A 26,151-nucleotide genomic window follows, 5' to 3' on the forward strand; every position below is an offset into this window, starting at 1 on the left:
ATGTTCGGCTGTATGAATAAGCTTTCCATGCTGGCGGCAGCGTTCGCGCTGCTCGCGGGCAACAGTGCAGTGGCAGCCATGGGGCCGTTCGAAATCTACGAGCAGGCCTTACGCAACGACCCGGTGTTTCTCGGCGCGATCAAGGAACGTGATGCCGGCCTTGAAAATCGGGCCATTGGCCGCGCCGGGTTGTTGCCAAAACTGGGTTACAACTACAACAAGGGCCACAACACCTCGAAGGCCACTTCCCTCGACGAGCGTGCCCGAAACCGTACCGAGGAGCGAAACTACAACAGTTACGGCTCGACCCTGACGCTGCAGCAGCCATTGCTCGACTACGAAGCCTACGCGGCCTATCGCAAAGGCGTGGCGCAGTCGCTGTTTGCCGACGAGAACTTTCGCGGCAAGAGTCAGGAGCTGCTGGTTCGCGTCCTGGACAACTACACCAAGGCCCTGTTCGCCCAGGATCAGATCGACATCGCCCAAGCCAAGAAAAAGGCCTACGAGCAGCAGTTCCAGCAGAACGAGCACATGTTCAAGCAGGGTGAGGGCACGCGAACCGACATTCTCGAAGCCGAATCCCGCTATGAGCTGGCGACCGCCGAAGAGATCGAGGCGCGTAACGAACAGGATGCAGCCTTGCGCGAGCTCGGCGCACTGGTGGGCGTGCCGGCGGTGGACATCACTGACCTGGCGCCCCTGGATCAGAACTTCCAGACGTTCGCCCTGATGCCGGCCAACTACGACACCTGGCATGAACTGGCGATCAGCAACAACCCGAATCTGGCGTCGCAACGTCAGGCCGTGGAAGTGGCCCGTTACGAGGTCGAACGCAATCGTGCAGGGCATCTGCCGAAAGTGAATGCCTACGCCGCGATGCGCCAGAACGAGTCGGAAAGCGGCAACACCTACAACCAGCGCTACGAGACCAACACAATCGGTTTCGAAGTCAGCGTGCCGTTGTACGCCGGTGGCGGTGTGTCGGCCTCGACCCGTCAGGCCAGTCGCAATATGGAACAGGCCGAATACGAACTGGATGGCAAGACCCGCGAGACGCTCATCGAACTGCGCCGTCAGTTCAGTGCCTGCCTGTCCGGCGTCAACAAGCTGCGTGCCTATCAGAAGGCGCTTGCGTCGGCCGAAGCACTGGTGGTCTCGACCAAACAAAGCATTCTGGGCGGCGAGCGGACCAATCTGGACGCCCTGAACGCCGAACAACAACTATTTACCACCCGCCGCGATCTGGCCCAGGCACGCTACGACTACCTGATGGCCTGGACCAAGTTGCATTACTACGCGGGCACCTTGAGCGAGCAGGATCTGGCGCGGGTGGACGAAGCATTCGGGCAGGGCCCACGGACGCAATAACGCCGTAACTTTTACACAAAACAACAAAAACGAGTGGTGAACATGGACGTACGCTTCAAGCCGGCATCGGTCGGCACGCTGTTGCTCGCAATTTCTGTCAGCCAGGCCCAGGCGCAGTACCTTGAGTCTGGCAAGCCCGGCGACGCCGCCAGTTGGCGATCCGCCGAGTTCCTGCGCGACTGGGGCCTGGGCCGGATGCAGGCCGATCAGGCCTACGCCGCCGGTATTACCGGCAAAGGCGTGAAGGTCGGTGCGCTGGATTCCGGTTTCGACGCCGCCCATCCCGAGTTCGCCGGCGACCGTTATCATCCGGTGTTGAGCCGCGGCAGCTATGTCGATGGCTCGCTGTTCAGCGTCAACGGCACGCTCAATCCGAACAATGACTCCCACGGCACCCATGTAGTCGGCACCATGGGTGCCTCGCGTGATGGCATTGGCATGCACGGCGTGGCGTTCAATGCGCAGATCTATGTTGGCAACACCAACAAGAATGACAGTTTCCTGTTCGGCCCCAATCCCGATCCGCGCTACTTCAAAGCGGCGTACGACGCCCTGGCCGATGCCGGCGTGCGGGCCATCAACAACAGCTGGGGCAGTCAGCCACCGGATGTCAGTTATCGAACCCTTGCAGATCTGCATGCCGCTTACGCCCAGCACTGGAACCAGGGTACCTGGCTCGATGCCGCCGCCGATGTTTCGCGCCGCGGCGTAATCAACGTGTTCAGCGCCGGTAACAGCGGTTATCCCAACGCCAGCGTGCGTTCGGCGCTGCCGTATTTTCAGCCGGACCTGGAAGGCCACTGGCTGGCGGTATCGGGGCTGGACCAGAGCAATCAGCAAAAATACAACCAGTGTGGCCTCGCCAAATACTGGTGCATCACCACACCGGGCGCGAAGATCGACAGCACCATTCCCGACGGTGGCTACGCGATCAAGTCCGGTACCTCGATGGCCGCGCCCCACGCCACCGGAGCCCTGGCGCTGGTGATGGAGCGCTACCCGTACATGAGCAATCAGCAGGCGCTGGAAGTGCTGCTGACCACCGCCACCCAACTGGATGGATCGGTGACTGATGCACCGAGCGAGCGAATCGGCTGGGGCGTGGCCAACCTGAAACGGGCGATGGGCGGGCCGGGGCAATTGCTCGGCGCGTTCGAGGCGCGTCTGGCGGCCGGGCAGAGCGATGTGTGGAGCAATGACATTTCCGACAAGGCCCTGATCCAGCGTCAGCGCGAAGACCTCGCCGAACACAGTGCGTGGCAGCAAACCCTGCAAGCCAAAGGTTGGCAGAACGGTGTTCCGGCGGGCGCGAGTCAGCAGGATCAAACCGATTACGCCATCGGCACGGCCCGGGATGCGGCCGCCGCCAATCGGGTGTATCAGGGCAGTCTGATCAAGTCCGGCGCCGGCCGCCTGCTGTTGACCGGTGACAGCACCTATCGCGGTCCGACCACGGTCAATGGCGGCCTGCTGACCGTTAACGGCTCGCTGACCTCTGCGGTCACAGTCAATGACAGCGGCACCCTCGGTGGTTCCGGACGGGTTGGCGCGTTGATCGCCAATAACGGCAGTCGTGTGGCACCGGGCAATTCCATCGGCACCTTGAACGTCGCCGGCGACGTGACCTTCGCACCAGGTTCGACTTATGCGGTGGAATTGTCACCGACGGCCAGTGACCGCATCGTCGCCGGCGGCACGGCGACCATCAGCGGTGCCACGGTCAGCCTGTCTCTGGAAAACAGCCCGACCTTGCTCAGTACCGCCGAAGCGAAAAGCCTGCTCGGTCATCAGTACGACGTTCTGCAAGCCGCCGGTGGCATTCAGGGCCAGTTCGGCGCTGTGGTGCCTGACTACCTGTTTATCGGTGGCAGCCTCGCGTCCACCGGCACCGGGATCACGCTGAGTGTCGAACGCAACGCGACATCTTTTGCGAGTGTCGGCCAGACCCCGAACCAGCGGGCTGTGGCCAGCGCGGTCGAGGGGATGGGCGCAGGCAATGCCGTCTACGAAAGCCTGTTGCTGTCGGCTACCACCCACGAAGCACGGCAAGCGTTCCAGCAACTGAGCGGGGAAATCTACCCGGCCCTCGGTTCGGTACTGATCAACGACAGCCGCCAGTTGCGCGATGCGCTGGGTGAACGCCTGCATGACGCGAACACCTCGCAGAGCAATGGCTGGATCAAGGCCCTCGGTGCCTGGGGGACAACCGATTCGCGACACGACACCGCCGGCTACAGCACCTCGATTGGCGGCCTGCTGGCAGGGGTCGACGGCGCGCTGGACGAGCAGACTCGCATTGGTCTGGTCACCGGTTACAGCGACAGTTCGTTGAGCATGGGCTCCGGCACGCATTCTTCGGCCAAGGTCGACAGCTATCACCTCGGTGCCTACGCCGGCCACGCTATCGGTGACTGGCGTCTGAGCACCGGCGTGGCCTACAGCTGGCATCGCTCGGACGTGAAGCGCGACTTGCAATACGGCGACGTGAGCGCCAAACAGAAGGCCAAGGTCGACGCCGCCACCACTCAGGTGTTCGGCGAAGCGGCGTATCGACTGAATCTGCAACCGCTGGCTCTGGAGCCGTTCGCCAATCTGGCCTACGTACACCTGGACAGCGACGGTTTTACCGAGAAAGGCGACGCTGCCGCGCTGAAAAGCAATGGCGACCAGCGCGATGCGGTGCTCGGCACCCTCGGTGTCAGGGCGATCAAGACGATCAACCTGTCAGGCTCGCAAAAGCTCGATCTCAGCGGTCGCCTCGGCTGGCAGCACAGCCTTGGCGACATCGAATCCGAACAACATTTGCGTTTCGCCAGCGGCAGCGCGCCGTACAGCGTTGAAAGCTCACCGCTGGTGCGCGACGCCGCGCTGGTCGGCGTACAGGCCAGCCTGGCCCTGAGCCGCGACGTGCGGGTGAACCTGGATTACAACGGACAACTGGCCAGCCGCGAGAAACAGCACGGCGTGGGCCTGAGCCTGAACTGGCAGTTCTGACTGATCGTGACTGATCGTTCCCATGCTCCCGCGTGAGAACGATCAGACGATCACTTCAATAGACGGATTTTGTGCAACATCACTAAGGAAGGTCGCTGGATGAAAAATAACAACACCCCCGCGCAATCGGGTGGCTGCTTTCGCCTGAAAACCCTCAACTGTGCCTTGCTCTGCGCCATGGCCACCTGGGGCAGCGCACAGGCTGCGCCCTACGTGGAGAGCGGTCGGGCAGGGGACCCGGCCAGTTGGCGCAGCGCCGAGTTCAAGGCGGACTGGGGCCTGGGCGCGATCGGCGCGGACTACGCCTACGCCGCCGGCTACACCGGCAAAAACGTGAAACTGGGGATTTTCGACCAGCCGGTATATGCCGCGCACCCGGAATTTTCCGGGACCAACAAAGTCGTCACCCTGGTCACCAGCGGTATCCGCGAATACACCGATCCGTACATCCCGGTCAAAGCCGGGGACGCGTTCCGTTATGACGGTTCGCCCTCGATCGGTTCCGACGGCAAGCTCGGTGCCCACGGCACCCACGTTGGTGGCATCGCCGCGGGTAGCCGTGACGGCGGGCCAATGCACGGCGTAGCGTTCGGAGCGCAGATCATCAGTGCCGATAACGGCGACCCGGGGCCGGAAGACGGCATTGTGCGCGGCAACGACGGCGCGGTGTACAAGGCCGGTTGGGATGCCCTGGTCGCCAGCGGTGCACGGATCATCAACAACAGTTGGGGTATCGGCATCACTGACCGATTCGACCGCGGCGGCCGCGACCCTGCTTATCCGCATTTCACCGTCAACGACGCGCAATTGCAGTTCAACGAGATCCGCACGCTGCTCGGCACCAAACCCGGTGGCGCATATGACGGCGCGATCGCCGCCGCTCGCAGCGGAATCGTGACAATTTTCGCAGCCGGCAACGACTACAACCTGAACAACCCGGACGCCATCGCCGGCCTCGGTTACTTCGTGCCGGACATCGCGCCGAACTGGATCACCGTCGCCGCATTGCAGAACAACCCGGATCTGGCCAGCGCCAACCCGTACATCATGAGTACGTTCTCTTCGCGCTGCGGCTACACCGCCAGTTTCTGCGTCTCGGCACCGGGTACGAAAATCTACAGCTCGATCATCGAAGGCACCAACGCCGACAACCTGACGACCGGCTACAAAAACTACAACGGCACCTCGATGGCCGCACCACACGTGGCCGGCTCCATGGCGGTGTTGATGGAGCGCTTCCCGTACATGTCCGGGGACCAGGTTGCCAGCGTATTGCGTACCACCGCCACCGACCTCGGCGCACCGGGCATCGACGCCCTGTACGGCTGGGGCATGATCAACCTGCGCAAGGCCATTGACGGCCCGGCGATGTTCGTCACTGAACAGGACATTCCCGAAGAGTTCCGCATCCAGGGCGCCTACGGCTCCGGTCAGTTCGTGGCGGATCTGCCGGGAATCGGCGCGATCATCGATGCAGGCAAACCCACCGAACGCGTGTGTAACGACATCACCTGCGGGCTCGACACCTGGCGCAACGACATTTCCGGCCATGGCGGTCTGACCAAGCAAGGGATTGGCACCCTGGTGATGACCGGCGCCAACACCTACACCGGTCCGACGCTGGTCAATCAGGGGCGACTGGCGATCAACGGCTCGCTGCAATCGGCGGTGACGGTCAATGACGGCGGCATCCTCGGCGGTAACGGCCGGATCGCCGCGCTGACTGCCAACAGCGGCGGCACTGTGGCGCCGGGCAATTCCATCGGGACCTTGAACGTGGCCGGTGACGTGACCTTCGCACCGGGTTCGACCTATGCGGTGGAAGTGTCCCCGACCAGCAGCGACCGCGTCGTGGCCGGCGGTACTGCCACCATCGAGGGCGCGACCGTTGCGCTGTCACTGGAAAACAGTCCGACCTTGCTGACCACCGGCGAGGTGAAATCCTTGCTCGGCAGCCAGTTCAACATCCTGCAGGCAGCGGGTGGCATCCAGGGCCGTTTCGGTCAGGTCCTGCCCAGCTATGCGTTCCTTGGCGGCACTCTCGATTACTCGGCAAACGGTGTGCAACTGGATGTCGGGCGTAACGGCAATTCGTTCGCCAGCGTCGGCCTGACCCCGAATCAGCGTGCCGTCGGTGCCGCCGCCGAACGTCTGGGCGCGGGCAATGTGCTGTTCGAAACCCTGCTGCTGTCGCCGACTGCCGCCGTGGCGCAGGACGCTTTCCAGCAACTGTCCGGCGAGATTCACCCGGCCATTGGCACTTTGCTGATCAACGACAGCCGTTACCTGCGCGATGCCGTGGGCGAACGCCTGCGCGAGCGTGATCTGTTCGACGCCGGCGCGCCGACCGATGATCGCAGCAACGCCTGGATGAAGGTGCTCGGTGCCTGGGGCAAGAGCGACGGCGGCCATGAAAATGCCAACGCCAACAGCTCCATTGGCGGACTGTTGCTCGGTGTCGATGGCCTGATTACTGAAGATACCCGTCTGGGTTTCGTTACCGGTTATAGCGACAGTTCTTTGAACATGGGTGGCGGCACGCACTCGTCGGCGTCCATTGACAGCTATCACCTGGGTACGTACCTGGGGCATCAGATCGACGCCCTGCGCCTGACCGCCGGAGCGGCTTACAGCTGGCATCGCATCGACGTCAAACGTGACCTGCAATTCGCGGGCGTCAGCGGCAAGCAGAAGACCAAGCGTGATGCGACCACCGCACAACTGTTCACAGAAGCCGCCTACGATCTTGGTCTGCAGCCGATGAACCTGGAGCCGTTCGCCAATCTGGCTTACGTGCACCTGAACAGTGACAGCTTTACCGAAAAGGGTGATGCCGCCGCACTGAAGGGCGGTGAAGACAACCGCGACGCCGTATTGTCGACCCTCGGCGTTCGCGCCAAGCGTACGTTTGCCCTGTCGGACAAACATCAGCTGGAGCTGGGCGCGACACTGGGCTGGCAGCACAACCTGAGCAGCGTGGATTCCGACAGCCACTTGGCCTTCGTCAATGGCAACAGTGCGTTCACCGTGCAAAGTGTGTCGATGGATCGAGATGCAGCGGTGGTCGGCGTACGCGCCGGGCTGGCGCTCAATCGCGATGTCCGGGTCAACCTGGACTACAACGGACTGATCGGTTCGAACGAGAAGGACCACGGTGTGGGCCTGACGCTGGACTGGCAGTTCTAAGGTGTAGCGGCAGTTCGGCAAAGAACTGCCGCTTTTTAAAGGAAGAGAGAGCACGACATGGGATTGTTTGATTACAAGAAAGCCGATGGCAAAGCGTTGTACAGCGATGCCATCGCGCTGACGCTGTATGCCTACACACCGACCGGGCAGCCTTTGCCCGGCACCGGGTGGGCGCCACTTGGCGCCACGGCACTGGGTTATCAAGGCAAGAGCGATGCGAAGGGCACGTTCTTCGGCGAGAAGGACGGCTTTACCAGCGCCGAAGCCGAAGTGCTCGGCAAGTACGACGCCGCGGGCAAGCTGATCGGCATCGGCGTGGCCTTTCGCGGCACCGGCGGCCTGGGCTACAGCGACACCTTCGGCGACATGAAGAACAATCTGCTGGCCGCCATCGGGCCGGTGGATTACGCCAAAAATTACGCGAAGAATGCTTTCGACAACCTGCTCAAGTCAGTGGCGGCGTTTGCCACGGCCCATGGCATCGCCGCCAAGGACGTGCTGATCAGCGGCCACAGCCTCGGCGGGCTCGGAGTCAACAGCGTGGCGCAACTGAGCGCGAGCGACTGGGGTGGTTTCTTCAAGGACGCCAACTACATTTCCTTCGCCTCGCCGACCCAGAGCAGCACCGGCACCAACGTGCTGAACATCGGCTTCGAGAATGACCCGGTGTTCCGTGTGCTCGACGGCACCACGTTCAGCACGGCGTCGATGGGCAAACACGACAAGCCGCACGACTCGACCACTGACAACATCGTCAACTTCAACGACAACTACGCGTCCACCGCGCAGAACCTGGTGCCGTTCAGTATCGTCAACCCGTTGAACTGGTCGGCTCACAGTTCCCTGGGCTACGCCGACGGCCTGAACCGGGTGATCGACTCCAGGTTCTACAACCTCACCAGTCAGGACTCGACCATCATCGTGTCCAATCTGGAGGTCTCGTCCCGGGGCAAGACCTGGGTCGAGGATCTGGGTCGCAGCGGTGAGCCGCACACCGGCAGCACCTTCATCATCGGCACTGACAGCAATGACTGGCTCAAGGGCGGGGCGGGCAACGACTTCCTGGAAGGCCGCGCCGGCGACGACCTGTTCCGCGATGACGGGGGCTTCAACATTCTGTTGGGCGGTCAGGGCCACAACACCTTCGACCTGCAGAAACCGTTGCAGAACTTCAGTTTTGCCAACGACGGCGACGGCACGCTGTACGTGCGCGACGCCTACGGCGGCATCAGCATGACCCGCGACATCGGCGCGCTGGTGAGCAAAGAGTCCGGTTCGATGTGGAGCAGCAAGGAAATCACCTGGACCGTCACCGGCAAAGGCCTGGCCAACGGTGCCGAGCTGACCCAGTACAACCATTCGCTCAATGGCGGCGCACTCGGCGACACGCTGAAGGCTACCGCTGACGGCGACTGGCTGTTCGGCCTGGGCGGCGACGACCACCTGTTCAGCGACAAGGCCCATGTGACCTTCGTCGGCGGCGCCGGCAATGACGTGATGAATGCGGTGGGTGGCAGCAACACTTTCCTGTTCAGCGGCGCGTTCGGCTTTGACTCGATCCATGGCTACCAGGGCAGCGACAAACTGGTGTTCATGGGCGTTCAGGGCGCAGGGCAGGGCTACGACTACAAGCAACATGCTGCGCAGTCCGGCGCCGATACCGTGCTGAAGATTGGCGACTATGCCGTGACCCTGATCGGGGTGGGTGTGGCTAATCTGTCGGATTCGAGTTTCGTGTTCGCCTGATTCCGTGTGGGAGCCACCGCGGCTTGCGACGGTTCCCATTGGGGTTGCATGACACAAGTGTTGTAAATGAAATGCTCCGGAACGCCTCGGGAGGGGCGTTCTGGTTGTGAGCTATCTCTGAATAATTCCAACAAAGAGAGAGGCAACAGCAATGGGTGTGTATGACTACAAGAACTTCAGCACAGCGGATTCCAAGGCGTTGTTCAGTGACGCCATGGCCATCACGCTGTACTCCTATCACAACCTCGACAACGGTTTCGCGGTTGGCTACCAACACAACGGTTTCGGCCTCGGCCTGCCGGCCACACTGGTCAGCGCGCTGATTGGCGGGACCGATTCGCAAGGGGTGATTCCCGGCGTACCGTGGAACCCCGACTCGGAAAAACTCGCCCTCGACGCCGTGAAAAAGGCCGGTTGGACACCCATCACCGCTTCGCAACTGAGCTATGACGGCAAGACCGACGTTCGCGGAACCTTCTTCGGCGAAAAACCCGGTTATACCAGCGCCCAGGTGGAAGTCCTCGGCAAGTACGACGCCCAGGGCCATCTCACGGAAATCGGCATCGCGTTTCGCGGCACCAGCGGCCCGCGGGAAATCCTGATCGGCGACTCCATCGCCGACGCCATCAATGACCTGCTCGCCGCTTTCGGCCCCAAGGATTACGCCAAAAACTACGTCGGCGAAGCCTTCGGCAACCTGATGAACAACGTGGTGGCCTTCGCCAAGGCCAACGGGCTCACCGGCAAGGACGTGCTGGTCAGCGGCCACAGCCTCGGCGGACTGGCCGTCAACAGCATGGCGGACTTGAGCGGCAGCAAGTGGGGCGGGTTCTTCCAGGACTCCAACTACATTGCCTACGCCTCGCCGACCCAGAGCAGCACTGACAAGGTGCTCAACGTCGGCTATGAAAACGACCCGGTGTTCCGTGCACTCGACGGCTCGACGTTCACCGGGGCATCGCTGGGCGTCCACGACGCGTCGAAAGTGTCGGCGACCGACAACATCGTCAGCTTCAACGACCACTACGCCTCGAACGTTTGGAACGTGCTGCCGTTCTCGATCGTCAACGTTCCGACCTGGATCTCGCACCTGCCGACCGATTACGGCGACGGCATGAACCGTGTGATCGAATCGAAGTTCTACGACCTCACCAGTCGAGACTCGACGATCATCGTCGCCAACCTCTCGGATCCGGCACGGGCCAACACCTGGGTGCAGGACCTCAACCGCAACGCCGAGCCCCACAAGGGCAGTACCTTCATCATCGGCAGCGACGGCAATGACCTGATCCAGGGCGGCAGCGGCAACGATTATCTGGAGGGCCGTGCCGGCAACGATACGTTCCGCGATGGCGGGGGCTACAACATCCTGCTCGGCGGCTCGGGCAACAACACCCTGGAGTTGCAGAAGTCAGTCAATACCTTCGACTTCGCCAACGACGGCGCCGGCAACCTGTACATCCGCGATGCCAACGGCGGCATCAGCATTACTCGCGACATCGGCAGCATCGTCACCAAGGAGCCGGGTTTCCTTTGGGGGCTGTTCAAGGACGACGTGATCCACAGCGTGACCGCCGATGGTCTGAAGGTCGGCAACAACGTCACCCAGTACGAGTCGAGCGTCAAGGGCACCAGTGGCTCCGATAGCCTCAAGGCCCACACCGGCGGTGACTGGCTGTTCGGTCTGGACGGCAACGATCACTTGATCGGCGGCGCGGGCAATGACGTATTCGTCGGCGGTGCCGGCAATGACCTGATGGAGTCGGGCGGCGGGGCGGATACGTTCCTGTTCAGCGGTGCGTTCGGTCAGGACCGGGTGGTGGGATTCACCGGCAACGACAAACTGGTGTTCCTCGGCGTGCAGGGCGTGTTGCCGGGCGATGACTTCCGCGCCCACGCCACGGCGGTGGGGCAGGATACGCTGCTCAAGTTCGGCGGTGACTCGGTGACGCTGGTCGGGGTTTCGCTGAGCAGTCTCAGCGCCGATGGCATCGTGATCGCCTGAGGGTAATGGTGGAGAGGGAATTCCTTCCCTCTCCCTATTAAAAGTGACTCATTGGCCACTACCTGACTCAAAGCCCTGCAACAACAGGAAATGCGGACTAAAGCCATCGCATGCGCACTCGTCATGTATGGGCAAGCCGCCAATGAGTACAGGAGATTCAAACGTGAAAGGTTTCAAGAGGTATATCGGTATCGTCGGGTTGGCGCTGCTGTCGGCCAACGCCTGGGCCGATCTGCCTCACAGCTCGATTCTGAGCCGCTACGGCGTCAGTTCCGATGATTTGCCGAAACCGGCCCCCACCGAGAACACCGAGCCGGTCGAAGAAAAAAGCCGTTTTCAGCTCCAGCCGGAACAACCCTTCGTGACGATCCGTCTGGGCGACGGCAAGCAACCGGAAACCACCGGCAACCTCAGTATCGACCGGATGGCACAGCAGGAACGCGAGCGTTGCCAGCGACTACAGGCAGAACTGGCCCGTCGAGGTGAACGTTACTTCAGTTGTGACAACAGCATTCCAGGCATGACCCTGCCGCAGTAATCGCGGCTTTCAGGGAGCTGCCGCAAGGGCAGCTCCGCTGTTGCAATCAGTCTTCCTTGCGCACCGTGGCCACTTCGTCGGCCTTGACCCGGATCTTCGCACCGGAAATATCCCGGAATTCATAAAAGCCGTCCTCGGACTTGGTTTTCGGCATGTCCTTGGTCAGATACTGCGTGCCATTCTGCAAGGTCACCACCGTCGGGGTGGAGCACCCGGCCAGTGCCATCAGCGCTACGACGGTCATCGGCATAAACAACGTCTTGAAATTCATAACCGGTATTTCCTCATTCAATTCGACCGGTGTCGGTCCTCTTACGCGGTTGGTGCCAGATCGCCTGTAAAAGTTCGATGGACTGGCGAAAAAACCTCAAGCGCGAATGCCATTGATCCTTTTCCGTTTGCACCCGGCGGGGCGGAACTGGTATCTGTACGCATAACCAGTATTCGCTTGCCATGGCCCGTTATCACCGTGACTTCCAGCCCCCTCGACGATCCGTTCTATTACCTCAACAACTTTCGACAAGTGCTTGAATGGCTTGAGCTTCGCTATGCCGACGTGATGAGCGACACGGAACACGCGTTCATCCGCGACTTCACATCGCTGCCACGCGGGTCACAGGGGTTGCTGGTGCGAATGGTGATGCGCAAGGGCGTACATTTTCGGGCGGGCAAGCTCGATTATCCGGAAATCGGTGACATTGCGTCAGCCGCGCAACCGTTGCTGGATCATGGCTGGCTGAACGAGCAGGCGCTGTTGTCGATGCCGGAGCTGTTCGATCTGCTGCTCAAGGCTGAAGTTGTGCAAGCCTTCGGCCCGGCCATCGACGACCCGAAGGGCAGGAAAGTCGACTGGTTGCCGATCCTGCATGAACAGTTTCCCGAGGTACGCCCGTGGCGTGACTGGTGCCCGCAACTGACAGACCGACTGTTCAGCCTGACACTGATGGACCTGTGCGACCGGTTTCGCCTGATGTTCTTCGGCAACCTGTATCAGGACTGGTCGGAGTTCGTCCTCGCCGACCTCGGGATCTTCACTTATGAAAAGGTCGAATTCAGCGCCGATTCCCGTGGCCTGCGCAGCCGCGCGGATGTTGATGCCTGCCTGTTCCTGCACGATTGCCAGCAGCGCTTCGAGGCGGGTGAGGCGATCGAGCCGATTGCCGGGCAGTTGAACACGCTGCAGTTCGATAACCCGTGGTTGCAGCGTCGGCTCGGCAAGCTGCTGTTCCAGATCGGCCAGCATTGCGAACGCATCGCAGCGTTTGCGCTGGCCCTGAGTCTTTATCGTGACTGCGCCTATCCCGGCGCGCGATTGCGGATGATCCGGGTGCTGGAGCGTTGCGGCGAATATGCGCTGGCGCTGGAGCTGGGCGCGGTGGCCGAACAGGCACCGCAAAGCGCCGCCGAACAGCAGGGGCTGCAACGCATGCTGCCACGCCTGCGGCGCAAACTTGGCGGCCCGATACTCAAGCGTGTCGCGCCAAAACCTGTAGAACGACTGGACCTGCATCTGCCACGGCTCGAACCGACGTTGTCGGTGGAATATCACGTGCAGGCACACCTGAATGAAGACGCAGGCCCCGTGCACTACGTGGAAAACAGCCTGATCAATTCACTGTTCGGCCTGTTGTGCTGGCCAGCGATTTTCGCACCGCTGCCAGGCGCGTTTTTCAACCCGTTCCAGCGCGGGCCGGCGGACTTGCTCCATGAGGATTTCCACGCTCGCCGCGCCGGGTTGTTCGAGTCCTGCCTGGCCGAACTTGACGACGGCCGCTACACCGACACCATCCGCAGCCGATTTGTCGCCAAGTGGGGCATTCAGTCGCCGTTCGTGTTCTGGGGGGCCCTCAATGAGGAACTGCTGGAGCAGGCACTGACCTGCCTGCCGGCCGAACACCTCAAGCACTGGTTCAATCGTCTGCTGCTCGACATCAAGGCCAACCGCGCCGGCATGCCGGACCTGATCCAGTTCTGGCCGCAGCACAAGACCTACCGGATGATCGAAGTCAAAGGCCCCGGCGACCGTTTGCAGGATAACCAGCTGCGCTGGCTGGAGTTCTGCCACGCGCACCAGATGCCGGTGGCCGTGTGTTACGTGCAATGGGCGGAGCAGGGCGCTTGAGCTACAGCATCGCGGTACGGGCCCTGTGTGAATTCACCGCCAAGAGCGGTGACCTGGACCTGCGATTCACACCGTCACCCACCGCACTGGAAGGCATTGCCGGCCACCGCACCGTCGCCTCCCGGCGCAATGACGCCTATCAAAGCGAAGTGGCGCTGGAGGGCGAATTTCGTACCTTGAAGGTCAAGGGCCGGGCAGATGGCTACGATCCGGCGCAGAACTGCCTGGAGGAAGTCAAAACCTACCGTGGCGACCTGAGCAAACAACCGGCCAACCACCGCGCACTGCACTGGGCGCAGGCGAAGATCTATGGCTGGCTGATGTGCCGCAAGCTGGAACTGGAACGGATCAACCTGGCGCTGGTGTATTTCGATATCGTCAGCGAAAAGGAAACCTGTCTGGTCGAAGACTTCAGCGCCGAAGCATTGCGCATTTTTTTCGAACAGCAGTGCGGCTTGTTCCTGGCATGGGCCGAGCAGGAAATGGCCCACCGTGAAGCGCGTAATCAGGCGGCGCAGCAACTGCGCTTTCCCCATGACAGTTTCCGTCCCGGCCAGCGACATCTTGCCGAATCGGTGTTCAAGGCTGTCAGCACCGGTCGCTGTCTGATGGCCCAGGCGCCCACAGGCATCGGCAAGACCCTCGGCACGCTGTTCCCGATGCTCAAGGCCCTGGCGCCGCAGCAGCTGGACAAGGTGTATTTCCTCACCGCCAAGACACCGGGGCGCAAACTGGCGCTGGATTCGGCGCAAGTGCTGTTCGATCACGACGCAACCCTGCCGCTGCGGGTGCTGGAAATGGTCGCGCGGGACAAGGCTTGCGAGCATCCCGACAAGGCCTGTCACGGTGAATCCTGTCCGTTGGCGCAAGGGTTCTACGATCGACTGCCAGCGGCGCGCGAAGCCGCCAGTCAATTGAAGTTGCAGGATCAGGCTGCAATCCGTGACGTCGCCGCGCAACACTCGGTGTGCCCCTACTACCTGAGCCAGGAAATGGCGCGCTGGGCCGATGTGGTGGTCGCGGACTACAACTACTACTTCGATTTCACCGCGATGCTGTTCGGCCTTGCCCAGCTCAATCAATGGAAAGTCGCGGTGCTGGTGGACGAGGCGCACAACCTGATCGAGCGCGGACGGCAGATGTACAGCGCCACCCTCGATCAGGGGATATTCAACAACGTGCGCAAAACCGCACCCGAGGCTTTGAAAAAACCTCTGCAGCGGGTCAACCGTGAATGGAACGCCCTGCACAACGCGCAACTGGCGCCGTATCAGGCCTACGACAAGGCGCCGGAAAAACTGCTGCAGGCGATCACGTCGTGCAGCGCAAGCATTGGCGATTACCTCAACGACCATCCGCAAGGGCTGGACAGCGGTTTGCAGAATGCCTACTTCGAGATGCTGCAATTCGGCCGGGTCGCGGAATTGTTCGATGCGCATTACCTGTTCGACATCAGCAAGCGCGACCTCGACCGCAAACGCCCGCTGTCGCAGCTGTGCCTGCGCAACGTGGTGCCGGCAGCGCTGCTTGGTCCACGGCTGAGAGCGGCCCGCAGTTGCGTGCTGTTTTCCGCCACCCTGAGCCCTCGCCATTATTATGCCGACCTGCTCGGGACACCGGCCGACACGGTGTGTATCGACGTTGAATCACCGTTCAACGCCGAACAGTTGCAGGTGCGGATCGTCAGCCAGATCTCCACCCGTTTCACCCATCGCCAGGCTTCGCTGGAGCCGATTGTCGAACTGATCGCTCGCCAGTTCGGCGAGCGTCCGGGCAATTATCTGGCGTTCTTCAGCAGCTTCGACTACCTGCAACAAGTCGCGCAATTGCTCGCCGAACGGCATCCACAGATCACGCTCTGGCAGCAGTCGCGGGGTATGGCCGAAGGGCAGCGGCAGGCGTTTCTCGATCAGTTCACGGCGCACAGCCAGGGCATCGGGTTCGCGGTACTCGGCGGTGCGTTCGGCGAAGGTATCGATCTGCCCGGTGCCCGGTTGATCGGCGCCTTCGTCGCCACGCTGGGGCTGGCGCAGCTCAACCCGGTCAACGAACAGCTGAAACGGCGCATGGCGGCGATTTTCGGCGCCGGTTACGACTACACCTACCTGTTCCCCGGCGTGCAGAAAGTGGTGCAGGCCGCCGGTAGGGTGATCCGCACCCAGCAGGATCGTGGCGTGGTCATGCTGATCGACGATCGCTTCGCCGAGAGCCGCATCCAGCAACTGTTGCCGCGCTGGTGGCAACTCGATCATGCAGATGCCGCTTTCCTATCCGCCGGTTTGACGCATACTCCTGTTATTGAGAATCTGCTTTGAGCCAAGCCTGATGAGCGAGAACAAGACGTCCGCTGCGATCGAAGAAATGCGCTTTCGCCTGCTGATCGATGCCGTGGTCGATTATGCGATCTACATGATCGATCCGGCCGGCATCATCACTAGCTGGAACTCCGGGGCCAAACGTTTCAAGGGGTATGAAGAAGCCGAGATTCTCGGCGAGCATTTTTCGCGCTTCTACACCGATGAAGACCGCGCTGTCGGCATGCCGCAACGGGCACTGGAAACGGCGATCCGCGAAGGACGGTTCGAAGGCGAAGGCTGGCGGGTGCGCAAGGACGGTACGCACTTCTGGTGCCACGTGGTGATCGACCCGATTTACAGTCCGGACGGGCAACTACTCGGTTTTGCGAAAATCACCCGTGACCTCACCGACCGCAAGATGGCCGAGGAAACCCTCAAGCAAAGCGAACAGCAGTTCCGCCTGCTGGTGCAGGGCGTGACCGACTACGCGATCTACATGCTCAGCCCGGAAGGCCGCGTGACCAACTGGAACCCCGGTGCGCAACGGATCAAGGGCTATGCGCCGGACGAAGTGATCGGCAAGCATTTCTCGATGTTCTACACCCCGGAAGACCGTGAGATCGGTGAGCCGCAGCGAGCGCTGGAAACCGCCGTGCGCGAAGGGCGCTTCGAGAACAGGAGCTGGCGCCTGCGCAAGGACGGCACGCGGTTTCTGGCGCATGTGGTGGTCGATGCGATTCGCGGTGAGACCGGCACGTTGCTTGGTTTTGCCAAGATCACCCGCGACGTCACCGAAGCCCACCAGGCACAACTGGCACTGGAGCAGACCCGCGAAGCGCTGTTCCAGGCGCAGAAGATGCAGGCCATCGGCCAACTCAGCGGCGGCATCGCCCATGATTTCAACAATCTGCTGACGGTGATCCTCGGCAATCTGGAGATCGTGCGCAAACGCGTGGGTGACGACCCCAAGGTCAGCCGTCTGCTGGAAAATGCCACGCAAGGCGCGCTGCGCGGTGTGTCCCTGACCCAGCGCATGCTGGCCTTCGCCCGGCGTCAGGAACTCAAGACCGAACCCGTGGAGATTGCGAAACTGGTGCAAGGCATCACTGGCCTGCTTCGCAGTTCGCTGGGCCCGGGAATTCGCATCGAAACACAGTTTCCCGACGAACTTGAAGCGGTGCTGGCCGACACCAACCAGCTCGAACTGGCGGTCCTCAACCTGGCCACCAACGCACGGGATGCGATGCCCGAGGGCGGCAGCGTGGTCATCAGCGCCGAGCCGCGAGTGGTTCTGCAGCAGAACCAGTCAACGCTGGCGGCAGGGCGTTATGTCTGCCTGAGCGTGACCGATACCGGTGAAGGCATGGATGACGCGACACTGGCCTCGGCGACCGATCCGTTCTTTACCACCAAAGGTCTGGGCAAGGGCACAGGGCTGGGACTGTCGATGGTGCACGGTTTCATCGAGCAGTTGGGCGGCCGTTTTGTGCTCAAAAGCATGAAGGGGCACGGGACTTGCGCCGAACTCTGGCTGCCGGTCGCCGTCGACGGGATGGCGGCCAAGCCTCTGAGCCCGAAGCCGCCCACGGCGGCAGTGCCGCGACTCAGCGTTCTGGTGGTGGACGACGACAGTCTGGTGCGAACCAGCACCAGCCTGTTGCTGGAAGATCTGGGGCATCGGGTCATCGGTGCGGCTTCGGGCGTGCAAGCGCTGGAATTGTTCGATCAGGGGGAAGTGATCGATCTGGTGATTACAGACATGGCCATGCCGAAAATGAACGGTGCGCAATTGGCGCATGCGGTGCGTTTGCTCAAGCCTGATCTGCCGATCATTCTTGCCACGGGCTATGCCGAGCGTCTCGAAGGCTTCGCGGCCGAGTTGCCGCGACTGTCGAAACCGTTCAATCAGATGCATCTGGTGGAGATCATCGCTCAGTCGATGAAGTGAGCCGGGTCAGGATCCGGCTGAACTTGTTCGGGGCTGGCCGGCTCCAAACGCTTTGTCTTTCGGAGCGTCCATCCCGTGCCACGCATACTGACCCATCCGACCGCCGAAGAGACCCTGACCGAACACAATGCAAAGATGTTCGGCTCGCCCAAGGAGCGCCTGGATTTCTATCGACGGGAAATCCAGTACGAAACCAGCATTCTGGCCAACCGCACCGACGCGTATCTGGCGGCGCAATCGTTTCTGGTGATCGCCTTCGCCTCCTGCATGGCCAACCTCAATCCGGAGTGGGGCAAGCTGTTTACGTTGGTGGTGCCGCCCTTTCTGGCATTACTCGGGCTCCTCAGTTCACTCAATGCCTGGCCGGGAATCCGGGCGGCCTACGACATCATCGACCACTGGCATTTCAAACAGAGTGAGTTGCTGCGCAGCGAGCCGTTGATGGGGCTGGCCTATGACGAATCGCCGTTGTTCAGTGAAATGGAGTCCAGTCACAAGGGTTACTGTAAATCCCTGCTTTTTTCCCTCCGCACACCGTGGATTTTCGCCACGTTCTGGGTACTGCTCGGCAGCTATGCCGTTTTCATACAGGTCACCAATCCTGGAAATTGAGCGACCCCAAACGCAAAAGCCCGACCATCCAGGCCGGGCTTTTGCGTTTTTGAGGTCAGGCGCTGGCTTCGAGCTCGCGGCGTAATCCCCGGGAGTTCTGCTGCGACATGGGAATGGGCGGGAAATCCTCGTTCAAGACGCACAGGTGCTCGATGGCATCCTGGAATTTCAAATCGGCCTTGCGACGCAGGAGTCGATACCGCTCGAATTGTTCGATATCCAGGTGCTCGCCTTCGAGCAATTCGTGGGCCGCCCGATTGAGCGCCTGGGCCTCTTCGAACAACTGCCGGTTGCGTTCCAGCGCCAGGGTTCTGCAAGCCTTGATTTGTGCCGATGTCGAACATTCTTTCATGACCGTTGACCTTATTCTTCCTGATTCCTTGTGCCGGGCGTCCAGCCGCGGGGAACCGAGTTTGCCGAATCTCGCCGGACGGATTCGGCGAGAGGTTAAAGCTGTGACCGGCGGCGGTCAGACGCGGATCCATTTATTTCAAGAAAAAAGTTCGATGTTTTTCGGCGATAGCGCCGGGAGAAAAAATCAGTTTTTTTGCTTTTTTTGTTGCTCGTAGCGAGCAAGGAGCGGCTGGGTGCTGATGCCGTGCAGCAAAATGCTCAGGGCCACGACCGAAAGGGTGAGATCGGTACACTGTGCGCCCACGGTGTTACCCAGGCCATGGTTCAGGGCGTAGAACAGATAGAACAGGCTGCCGATGCCACGAATGCCGAACCAGCCGATCAGCATCCGCTGACGCCACATCAGCAGTGATCCCCATGGCATCAGTGCCACACAGGCTGGCCGAATGAGACAGAACAACACGCCACCGACCCACAATGCCCGCCAGTCCCAGTGAGTGACCAGCACTACGCCGAGCAGGGTCACCAGAAACACTTCCATGGCCCGTTCCACCAGACCACCGAAGGCGAGCATGTCGCCCATCATGATCCCGGCGGCCACCTGACTGCTTTGCAGCCGCTCGGTGTCACCGTGCACCGCGTGCTGCGGTTCGACGTTCTGATGGCCGACCACCGGTTGCACCAGATGTTCGGCCGGTGGCTGATGGACGCCGGTGGACTTCACTTCCTCCTGACGCAGGCCCAGCCCGGCGGTAAACACCGACAGAAAGCCGTAGCCCCCCACGGACTCGGCCACCACAAAGGCAAGTGCAATCAAGGCCAGTGCCAGGTAGTCGTTCGGGCTGACAGTGCTGTCTTCATTGCGCGTCTGCAAGGCGAGGGTGGCCCGGCCAATGCCGCGCCCCATCCAGTAACCCGTCAGCAAGCCGACGGGTACGGCCCAGAGCAGATCGCGCAAGACCCAGTTGCTCCACTCGGCGGCCAGGCCCTCGCCTTGCAGCAGCAACAGCCCGAGGATCACAAAGGGAAAGGCCACTCCGTCGTTCAGGCCAGCCTCGCCGGACAGTCCAAAGCGCACACTGTCGACATCCCGCGCATCGTTGACCTGCACCAGCGCCGCCAGCACCGGGTCGGTGGGCGCCAGAATCGCGCCGATCAGCAACGACGGTCCCCACGACATTTTCAGACCGTAGTGCAGGAGCAGACAGACGCCAATGATCGTCAGCACCATGACCGGGCCGGCGAGGCCGAAAGCGATTCGCCAACGCTTGTCGCGTAACGGCAGGCGCAACTTCAAGCCGCAGACGAACAGCGAAAACAGCACCGCGACTTCAGTCAGGTGCTCCATCCAGGACGCGGCGTGCTCCAGCGGCAGCTTCAGCAGATCGAGCCCGCTCGGGCCGATGCCGACGCCGAGCAGCAGGCACACCGCCGACGTCGTTACCGGCATCCAGCGCAGGTACGACGAGGTCAACGCCAGCGTCAGCAGGACGGCGCCGAGCACTGCTACCCAGATAATGAATGCCATGGTCCGCGGCCCGTCCTGACAGTCGTTGCTCCGCCTCGGCGCCGGCGTGACGTGAAGGAATCACAGCATCGGCTTGCCACCCGTGACCCCGTAGCGCTGACCCGTGATGTAGCTGGCTTCATCCGATGCCAGCAACACGTAGATCGGCGCGACTTCTACCGGTTGACCCGGGCGGCCGAGCGGGGTCTGTTCACCGAAATGCTGCACTTGGTCGTCGGGCATGGTCGAGACGATCAGCGGCGTCCAGATCGGCCCCGGCGCCACGCAGTTCACACGGATTTCCCGCGGTCCGAGCATTTGCGCCAGACCGCCGGTGAAATTGGCGATCGCCCCTTTGGTGGTGGCATAGGCGAGCAGGGTGGGCTTGGGCATGTCCGAGTTGACCGAACTGGTGTTGATGATAGATGCGCCGGGACCCATGTGTTTTATCGCGGCCTGACACAGTCGGAAAATCGCCGTGATGTTGACGTCGAAGGTCATCACCCATTCATCATCGGGAATCTCTTCGAACGTTTCGTGAGTCATCTGAAATGCTGCGTTGTTGACCAGTACGTCGATGCGTCCGAAGCGTTCCACCGTCTGGTCCACCAGTGCATGGCAGTGGGTTTTCTGCGCGATGTCGCCGGGCAGCAACAGGCATTGACGTCCGGCCTGTTCGACCCAGCGTGCGGTTTCCCGTGCATCTTCGTGTTCGTTGAGATAGGCGATGGCCACGTCCGCGCCTTCACGGGCAAAGGCGATGGCCACGGCGCGGCCGATGCCGCTGTCGGCGCCGGTGATCAGGGCGATCTTGCCGGCGAGTCGACCGGAGCCGCGGTAACTTTTTTCGCCGCAATCGGGGTACGGCTCCATCTGGCGTTGAGAGCCGGGCACCGTTTGTGGCTGTTTCGGGAATGGGGGTTTTGGATAGTCGGTCATCGTCAATCTCCGAAGCTCAGGGCGGGTATGGGCGGTTGACCCGGCGCATTTGCCATGAGTTCGATTGGATTGACGATGCCGTCAGTCAGGCTCAGGCCTGGCGTTGAGTCAGGCCACGCTCCATCCGCGCAATGCCTTCCTCCAGCAGCGAACGCGGGCAACCGAAGTTCAGGCGCACGAATTGCTGGCTATGGTCACCGAAATCGATGCCCGGGCTGAGTCCCACGCGAGCCTGTTCGAGGAAGAACTGCTGCGGATTGTCCAGGCCCAGGGCCGAGCAATCGAGCCACGCCAGATAAGTCCCCTGCGGCACGTTGATCTTCACCCCGGGCAGGCGGCTGCGAACCGCTTCCACCAACCAGTCACGGTTGGCTTGCAGATATTGCTTGAGTTCATTCAGCCACGGCCCGGCCTCGCTGTAGGCCACGCGAGTGGCTTCCATGCCCAGCGGGTTGACGCTGTCGACCATGCCGCAGCGGGCGTGATTGACGCGCTCGCGCAGGGTACTGTCCTGAATGATCATGAACGAGGTTTTGAGGCCGGCAATGTTGTAGGCCTTGCTCGCCGACATCAGGGTGATAGTGCGCCGGGCGATGTCCGGGCTCAGGGACGCGGTCGGAATGTGCACGCGACCGTCGTAGCACAGTTCGGCGTGGATTTCGTCGGAGATGATCCAGGCGTCCTGCGCCACGCAGATGTCGGCCACCGCTTGCAGTTCTTCACGGCCGAAGACCTTGCCGATCGGGTTGTGCGGGTTGCTCAGCAGCAGGGCGCCGCCACCGGTGAGGGATTCACGCAAGGCATCCAGCGGCGTGGCGTAGGTGCCGTCGGCCTTGGCGTCGAATTCCAGCTCGACCTTGTTCAGGCCCCAATGGCCCGGCGCGTGTCGCAGCGGCGGGTAATTCGGGGTTTGCACCACGACATTCTGCTGTGGCTGCACCAGCGCCTTGAGCGCCATGTTGAAACCCGATTCCACGCCCGGCAGGAAGATCAGCTCTTGCGGTTTGACCCGCCAGGCGAATTTGTTCCAGAGGTCGGCAACAATGGCCTCGCGCAGGTTGTCCTGGGCGACGCTGTAGCCGACCAAGGGGTGCAGCAGACGCTGTTGCAGCGCCTCGATGACCACCGGTGGTGCCGCGAAATCCATGTCAGCGACCCACATCGGCAACACATCGGCCGCGAAGCGGCTCCACTTGGTGCTGCCGGTGTCGTGGCGGTCGAATACCTGATCAAAATTGAAAGTCATGCGCGGTCTCTAAGAGCGGAGATGGGTCGTGGCCGCCATGATAAGCCCCATCTCCTGCGGGTGCGAACTTGTGACCCCAGGATGGCCGACGGTCGGTTTTCACACAGGCAGCGGGGACGTTGTCTACAGTGAAAAAGTCGGCACTTGTGTGCCGCCACCGTGATTGTCCAGAAAAAACCCGGCTCGAGTACCGGGTTCCACCTGATCAGGAGTGCACGATGGATCTCAGCCGTCGTCAGTTCTTCAAGGTCGCCGGTATCGGCCTTGCAGGCTCTAGCCTGGGCGCGTTGGGCATGGCCCCGACGCAGGCCTTCGCCGAGCAGGTGCGCCACTTCAAGCTTGCCCACACCCATGAAACCCGCAACACCTGCCCGTATTGCTCGGTCGGTTGCGGCTTGATCATGTACAGCCAGGGCGATGCCGCGAAGAACGTTGCGCAAAACATCATCCATATCGAGGGCGACGCCGACCACCCGGTCAACCGCGGCACCCTGTGCCCGAAAGGCGCCGGCCTGCTGGACTTCATTCACAGCCCGGGCCGCTTGCAGTACCCGCAGGTGCGCAAGCCTGGCAGCAGCGAATGGACCCGGATCACCTGGGATGAAGCGCTCGACCGTGTCGCCGACCTGATGAAGGCCGACCGCGACGCCAATTTCGTCGAGAAGAACGCCCAGGGGCAGACGGTGAACCGCTGGCTCACCACCGGGTTCCTTGCAGCGTCCGCGGCGTCCAACGAAGCGGGCTACATCACCCACAAGGTGGTTCGCAGTCTCGGCATGCTGGGGTTCGATAACCAGGCGCGTGTCTGACACGGCCCGACGGTGGCAAGTCTTGCCCCGACGTACGGCCGTGGAGCCATGACCAACACCTGGACCGATATCGCCAACGCGAATCTGATCCTGGTGATGGGCGGCAACTCCGCTGAAGCGCATCCGTGCGGCTTCAAATGGGTAACGGAAGCCAAGGCACACAACGCGGCGCGGCTGATTGTGGTCGACCCGAGATTCACCCGGACCGCATCCGTGGCCGATTACTACGCGCCGATTCGCACCGGCAGCGACATCGCGTTCATGGGCGGGCTGATCAATTACCTGCTGACCGAGGACAAGATTCAGCACGAATACGTGCGCAACTACACCGACGTGTCGTTCATCGTCAAAGCCGGATTCGGCTTCGAGGACGGGCTGTTCACCGGTTACGACGCGGCCAAACGCAGCTACACCGACAAGTCTTCCTGGGGTTATGAACTGGGCGATGACGGCTTTGCCAAAGTTGACCCGACCCTGCAGGACCCGCGTTGCGTCTATCAGCTGATGAAGCAGCATTACAGCCGCTACAACATCGACCTGGCGAGCCAGATCTGCGGCATGCCGGTCGATGCGATGAAGAAAATCTGGGAGGAAATCGCCACTTGCTCGACGCCGGGCAAGACCATGACGATCCTTTACGCGCTGGGGTGGACCCAACATTCGATCGGCTCGCAGATCATCCGCAGTGCGGCGATGGTGCAATTGTTGCTGGGCAACGTCGGCATGCCCGGTGGCGGGGTCAACGCCTTGCGCGGGCACTCGAACATTCAGGGCCTGACTGACCTCGGGTTGCTGTCGAACTCGTTGCCGGGCTACCTGACCCTGCCGACCGACGCCGAGCAGGACTACAACGCCTACATCAAGAAACGCACGCAAGTGCCGTTGCGGCCGGGGCAGTTGTCCTACTGGCAGAACTACAGCAAGTTCCACGTCAGCCTGATGAAAGCCTGGTACGGCGCCAACGCGACCGCCGAAAACCAGTGGGCCTACGACTACCTGCCGAAACTCGACATCCCCAACTACGACATCCTCAAGGTGTTCGACCTGATGGGGCAGGGCAAGGTCAACGGCTACATGTGCCAGGGCTTCAACCCGATTGCCGCGTTGCCGGACAAGAATCGGGTGATGGCTGCTCTCGCCAAACTGAAATGGCTGGTGGTGATGGACCCGCTGGCCACCGAAACCTCACAGTTCTGGGAAAACGTCGGGCCGTACAACGATGTGAAAAGTGCCGACATCCAGACCGAAGTCATCCGCCTGCCGACCACCTGTTTTGCCGAAGAGGACGGCTCGCTGGTCAACAGCAGCCGCTGGCTGCAATGGCACTGGAAAGGCGCCGACGGCCCGGGCGAGTCACGCACCGATGTGCGGATCATGACCGAACTGTTCATGCGCCTGCGTCAGCGGTATCAGACCGAGGGCGGGGCTTATCCCGATCCGATCCTCAAACTCTCCTGGCCGTACAAGATTGCGCAAGAACCCTCTCCGGAAGAAATCGCCAAGGAGATCAACGGCTACGCCACCACCGATTTCACCGACTCCACGGGCGCGGCGGTCAAGGGCAATTCGCAACTGGCCGCATTCGCCCAGCTCAAGGATGACGGCAGCACCGCCTCCGGTTGCTGGATCTTCTGCGGCAGCTGGACCGAGGCCGGCAACCAGATGGCTCGGCGCGACAACGCCGATCCGTACGGCATGCATCAGCACCAGGGCTGGGCGTGGGCCTGGCCGGCCAACCGGCGGATTCTCTACAACCGCGCTTCGGCGGACGTCGCCGGCAAGCCGTGGGATCCGAAAAAACGCCTGGTCTGGTGGAACGGCAAGGCCTGGGGCGGTACCGACGTGCCGGACTACAAGGCCGACGTGCCGCCGGAAGCCGGGATGAACCCGTTCATCATGAACCCCGAAGGCGTGGCGCGGTTCTTCGCCGTCGACAAGATGAACGAAGGGCCATTCCCGGAGCACTACGAGCCGTTCGAAACGCCGATCGGCATCAACCCGCTGCACCCCGAAAACAAGAAAGCCACCAGCAACCCGGCGGCTCGGATCTTCGATTCGGTGTGGGACAGCCTCGGCGTGGCCAAGGATTACCCCTACGCCGCCACCAGCTATCGGTTGACCGAGCATTTCCACTTCTGGAGCAAACACTGCCGGTTGAACGCGATTGCCCAACCGGAGCAGTTCGTGGAAATCGGTGAAGTGCTGGCCAAGGAGAAGGGCATCGTTGCCGGCGACCGGGTGCGGGTCAGCTGCAAGCGCGGGTTCATTGAAGCGGTGGCGGTGGTGACCAAAAGAATCCGGCCGTTGCAGGTCAACAACCAGGTGGTGCACCAGATCGGCATTCCCCTGCATTGGGGCTTCACCGGCCTGACGCGCCACGGTTACCTGACCAACACCCTGGTGCCGTTCCTCGGCGATGGCAATACACAGACCCCGGAATCCAAGTCATTCCTGGTCAACGTGGAGAAGCTCTGATGGAG

16 protein-coding genes are annotated in these 26,151 nt (G+C 61.6%); 11 read left to right on the top strand and 5 right to left on the bottom strand.

What is annotated here, in order from left to right; translation table 11 throughout:
- The 6 genes from ACSPX5_RS09220 to ACSPX5_RS09245 all read left to right on the top strand — a co-directional run bounded on the left by ACSPX5_RS09220 (window position 1) and on the right by ACSPX5_RS09245 (window position 11,837).
- Window positions 1–1,368: a TolC family outer membrane protein gene (locus tag ACSPX5_RS09220; protein WP_169430378.1), complete on the top strand. Its 1,368-nt coding sequence runs from the start codon at window positions 1–3 to the stop codon at window positions 1,366–1,368.
- Window positions 1,369–1,410: 42 nt separating this feature from the next.
- Entirely contained in the window at window positions 1,411–4,362 is a 2,952-nt protein-coding gene (gene eprS / locus ACSPX5_RS09225) for an autotransporter serine peptidase EprS (protein WP_439821506.1), read from the top strand.
- 99 nt (window positions 4,363–4,461) lie between these two features.
- The gene (locus ACSPX5_RS09230) at window positions 4,462–7,548 is read left to right on the top strand and encodes an autotransporter domain-containing protein (RefSeq protein WP_439821507.1); all 3,087 of its coding nucleotides are present in this window, start codon (window positions 4,462–4,464) and stop codon (window positions 7,546–7,548) included.
- A 57-nt stretch (window positions 7,549–7,605) separates the two neighbouring features.
- A complete protein-coding gene (locus tag ACSPX5_RS09235) occupies window positions 7,606–9,294 on the top strand; it encodes a polyurethane esterase (protein ID WP_439821508.1) in 1,689 nt (562 codons plus the stop codon).
- A 151-nt stretch (window positions 9,295–9,445) separates the two neighbouring features.
- Window positions 9,446–11,299, top strand: coding sequence for a polyurethane esterase (locus ACSPX5_RS09240; RefSeq protein ID WP_439821509.1), 1,854 nt, complete (start codon window positions 9,446–9,448; stop codon window positions 11,297–11,299).
- Window positions 11,300–11,462: 163 nt separating this feature from the next.
- Entirely contained in the window at window positions 11,463–11,837 is a 375-nt protein-coding gene (locus tag ACSPX5_RS09245; protein WP_169430383.1) for a hypothetical protein, read from the top strand.
- Between the two features lie 46 nt (window positions 11,838–11,883).
- Here the strand turns inward: ACSPX5_RS09245 and ACSPX5_RS09250 are convergent, their stop codons facing one another.
- On the bottom strand, window positions 11,884–12,108 hold the full coding sequence (locus ACSPX5_RS09250; RefSeq protein ID WP_085709821.1) for a YgdI/YgdR family lipoprotein: 225 nt from the start codon (window positions 12,106–12,108) through the stop codon (window positions 11,884–11,886).
- A 198-nt stretch (window positions 12,109–12,306) separates the two neighbouring features.
- On the opposite strand from ACSPX5_RS09250, the gene ACSPX5_RS09255 reads away from it, so the two are divergent.
- From ACSPX5_RS09255 to ACSPX5_RS09270, 4 genes are all read left to right on the top strand, one after another.
- A complete protein-coding gene (locus ACSPX5_RS09255) occupies window positions 12,307–13,959 on the top strand; it encodes a VRR-NUC domain-containing protein (RefSeq protein WP_439821510.1) in 1,653 nt (550 codons plus the stop codon).
- Window positions 13,956–16,274 (top strand): ATP-dependent DNA helicase, encoded by a 2,319-nt coding sequence (locus ACSPX5_RS09260; protein WP_439821511.1) that lies wholly within the window; start codon window positions 13,956–13,958, stop codon window positions 16,272–16,274. The genes ACSPX5_RS09255 and ACSPX5_RS09260 overlap by 4 nt, the downstream gene beginning before the upstream one ends.
- A 10-nt stretch (window positions 16,275–16,284) precedes the next feature.
- On the top strand, window positions 16,285–18,204 hold the full coding sequence (locus ACSPX5_RS09265) for a PAS domain S-box protein (RefSeq protein ID WP_439821512.1): 1,920 nt from the start codon (window positions 16,285–16,287) through the stop codon (window positions 18,202–18,204).
- Window positions 18,205–18,279: 75 nt separating this feature from the next.
- On the top strand, window positions 18,280–18,816 hold the full coding sequence (locus tag ACSPX5_RS09270) for a hypothetical protein (RefSeq protein WP_207864288.1): 537 nt from the start codon (window positions 18,280–18,282) through the stop codon (window positions 18,814–18,816).
- Window positions 18,817–18,871: 55 nt separating this feature from the next.
- On the opposite strand, the gene ACSPX5_RS09275 is transcribed toward ACSPX5_RS09270, so the two are convergent.
- The 4 genes from ACSPX5_RS09275 to ACSPX5_RS09290 all read right to left on the bottom strand — a co-directional run bounded on the left by ACSPX5_RS09275 (window position 18,872) and on the right by ACSPX5_RS09290 (window position 22,862).
- On the bottom strand, window positions 18,872–19,168 hold the full coding sequence (locus ACSPX5_RS09275; protein WP_169430388.1) for a hypothetical protein: 297 nt from the start codon (window positions 19,166–19,168) through the stop codon (window positions 18,872–18,874).
- A gap of 186 nt (window positions 19,169–19,354) precedes the next feature.
- Window positions 19,355–20,698, bottom strand: a complete 1,344-nt coding sequence (locus ACSPX5_RS09280) for a cation:proton antiporter (RefSeq protein ID WP_439821513.1) — start codon at window positions 20,696–20,698, stop codon at window positions 19,355–19,357.
- Between the two features lie 60 nt (window positions 20,699–20,758).
- The gene (locus ACSPX5_RS09285) at window positions 20,759–21,616 is read right to left on the bottom strand and encodes a glucose 1-dehydrogenase (protein ID WP_439821514.1); all 858 of its coding nucleotides are present in this window, start codon (window positions 21,614–21,616) and stop codon (window positions 20,759–20,761) included.
- 91 nt (window positions 21,617–21,707) lie between these two features.
- Window positions 21,708–22,862, bottom strand: a complete 1,155-nt coding sequence (locus ACSPX5_RS09290) for a MalY/PatB family protein (protein WP_439821515.1) — start codon at window positions 22,860–22,862, stop codon at window positions 21,708–21,710.
- Window positions 22,863–23,080: 218 nt separating this feature from the next.
- Here ACSPX5_RS09290 and fdnG point away from each other — a divergent pair, with 218 nt between their 5' ends.
- Window positions 23,081–26,146 (top strand): formate dehydrogenase-N subunit alpha, encoded by a 3,066-nt coding sequence (gene fdnG / locus ACSPX5_RS09295; protein ID WP_439821516.1) that lies wholly within the window; start codon window positions 23,081–23,083, stop codon window positions 26,144–26,146.
- Window positions 26,147–26,151 lie beyond the last annotated feature (5 nt).

Source organism: Pseudomonas sp. HLG18, assembly GCF_051903985.1.
Taxonomy (GTDB): Bacteria; Pseudomonadota; Gammaproteobacteria; order Pseudomonadales; family Pseudomonadaceae; genus Aquipseudomonas; species Aquipseudomonas fluorescens_BT.

Coding starts and splice junctions, on each gene's coding strand:
- ACSPX5_RS09220 (WP_169430378.1), top strand. CDS start 1: ATGTTCGGCTGTATGAATAAGCTTTCCATGCTGGCGGCAGCGTTCGCG.
- eprS (WP_439821506.1), top strand. CDS start 1,411: ATGGACGTACGCTTCAAGCCGGCATCGGTCGGCACGCTGTTGCTCGCA.
- ACSPX5_RS09230 (WP_439821507.1), top strand. CDS start 4,462: ATGAAAAATAACAACACCCCCGCGCAATCGGGTGGCTGCTTTCGCCTG.
- ACSPX5_RS09235 (WP_439821508.1), top strand. CDS start 7,606: ATGGGATTGTTTGATTACAAGAAAGCCGATGGCAAAGCGTTGTACAGC.
- ACSPX5_RS09240 (WP_439821509.1), top strand. CDS start 9,446: ATGGGTGTGTATGACTACAAGAACTTCAGCACAGCGGATTCCAAGGCG.
- ACSPX5_RS09250 (WP_085709821.1), bottom strand. CDS start 12,108: ATGAATTTCAAGACGTTGTTTATGCCGATGACCGTCGTAGCGCTGATG.
- ACSPX5_RS09265 (WP_439821512.1), top strand. CDS start 16,285: ATGAGCGAGAACAAGACGTCCGCTGCGATCGAAGAAATGCGCTTTCGC.
- ACSPX5_RS09275 (WP_169430388.1), bottom strand. CDS start 19,168: ATGAAAGAATGTTCGACATCGGCACAAATCAAGGCTTGCAGAACCCTG.
- ACSPX5_RS09280 (WP_439821513.1), bottom strand. CDS start 20,698: ATGGCATTCATTATCTGGGTAGCAGTGCTCGGCGCCGTCCTGCTGACG.
- ACSPX5_RS09285 (WP_439821514.1), bottom strand. CDS start 21,616: ATGACCGACTATCCAAAACCCCCATTCCCGAAACAGCCACAAACGGTG.
- ACSPX5_RS09290 (WP_439821515.1), bottom strand. CDS start 22,862: ATGACTTTCAATTTTGATCAGGTATTCGACCGCCACGACACCGGCAGC.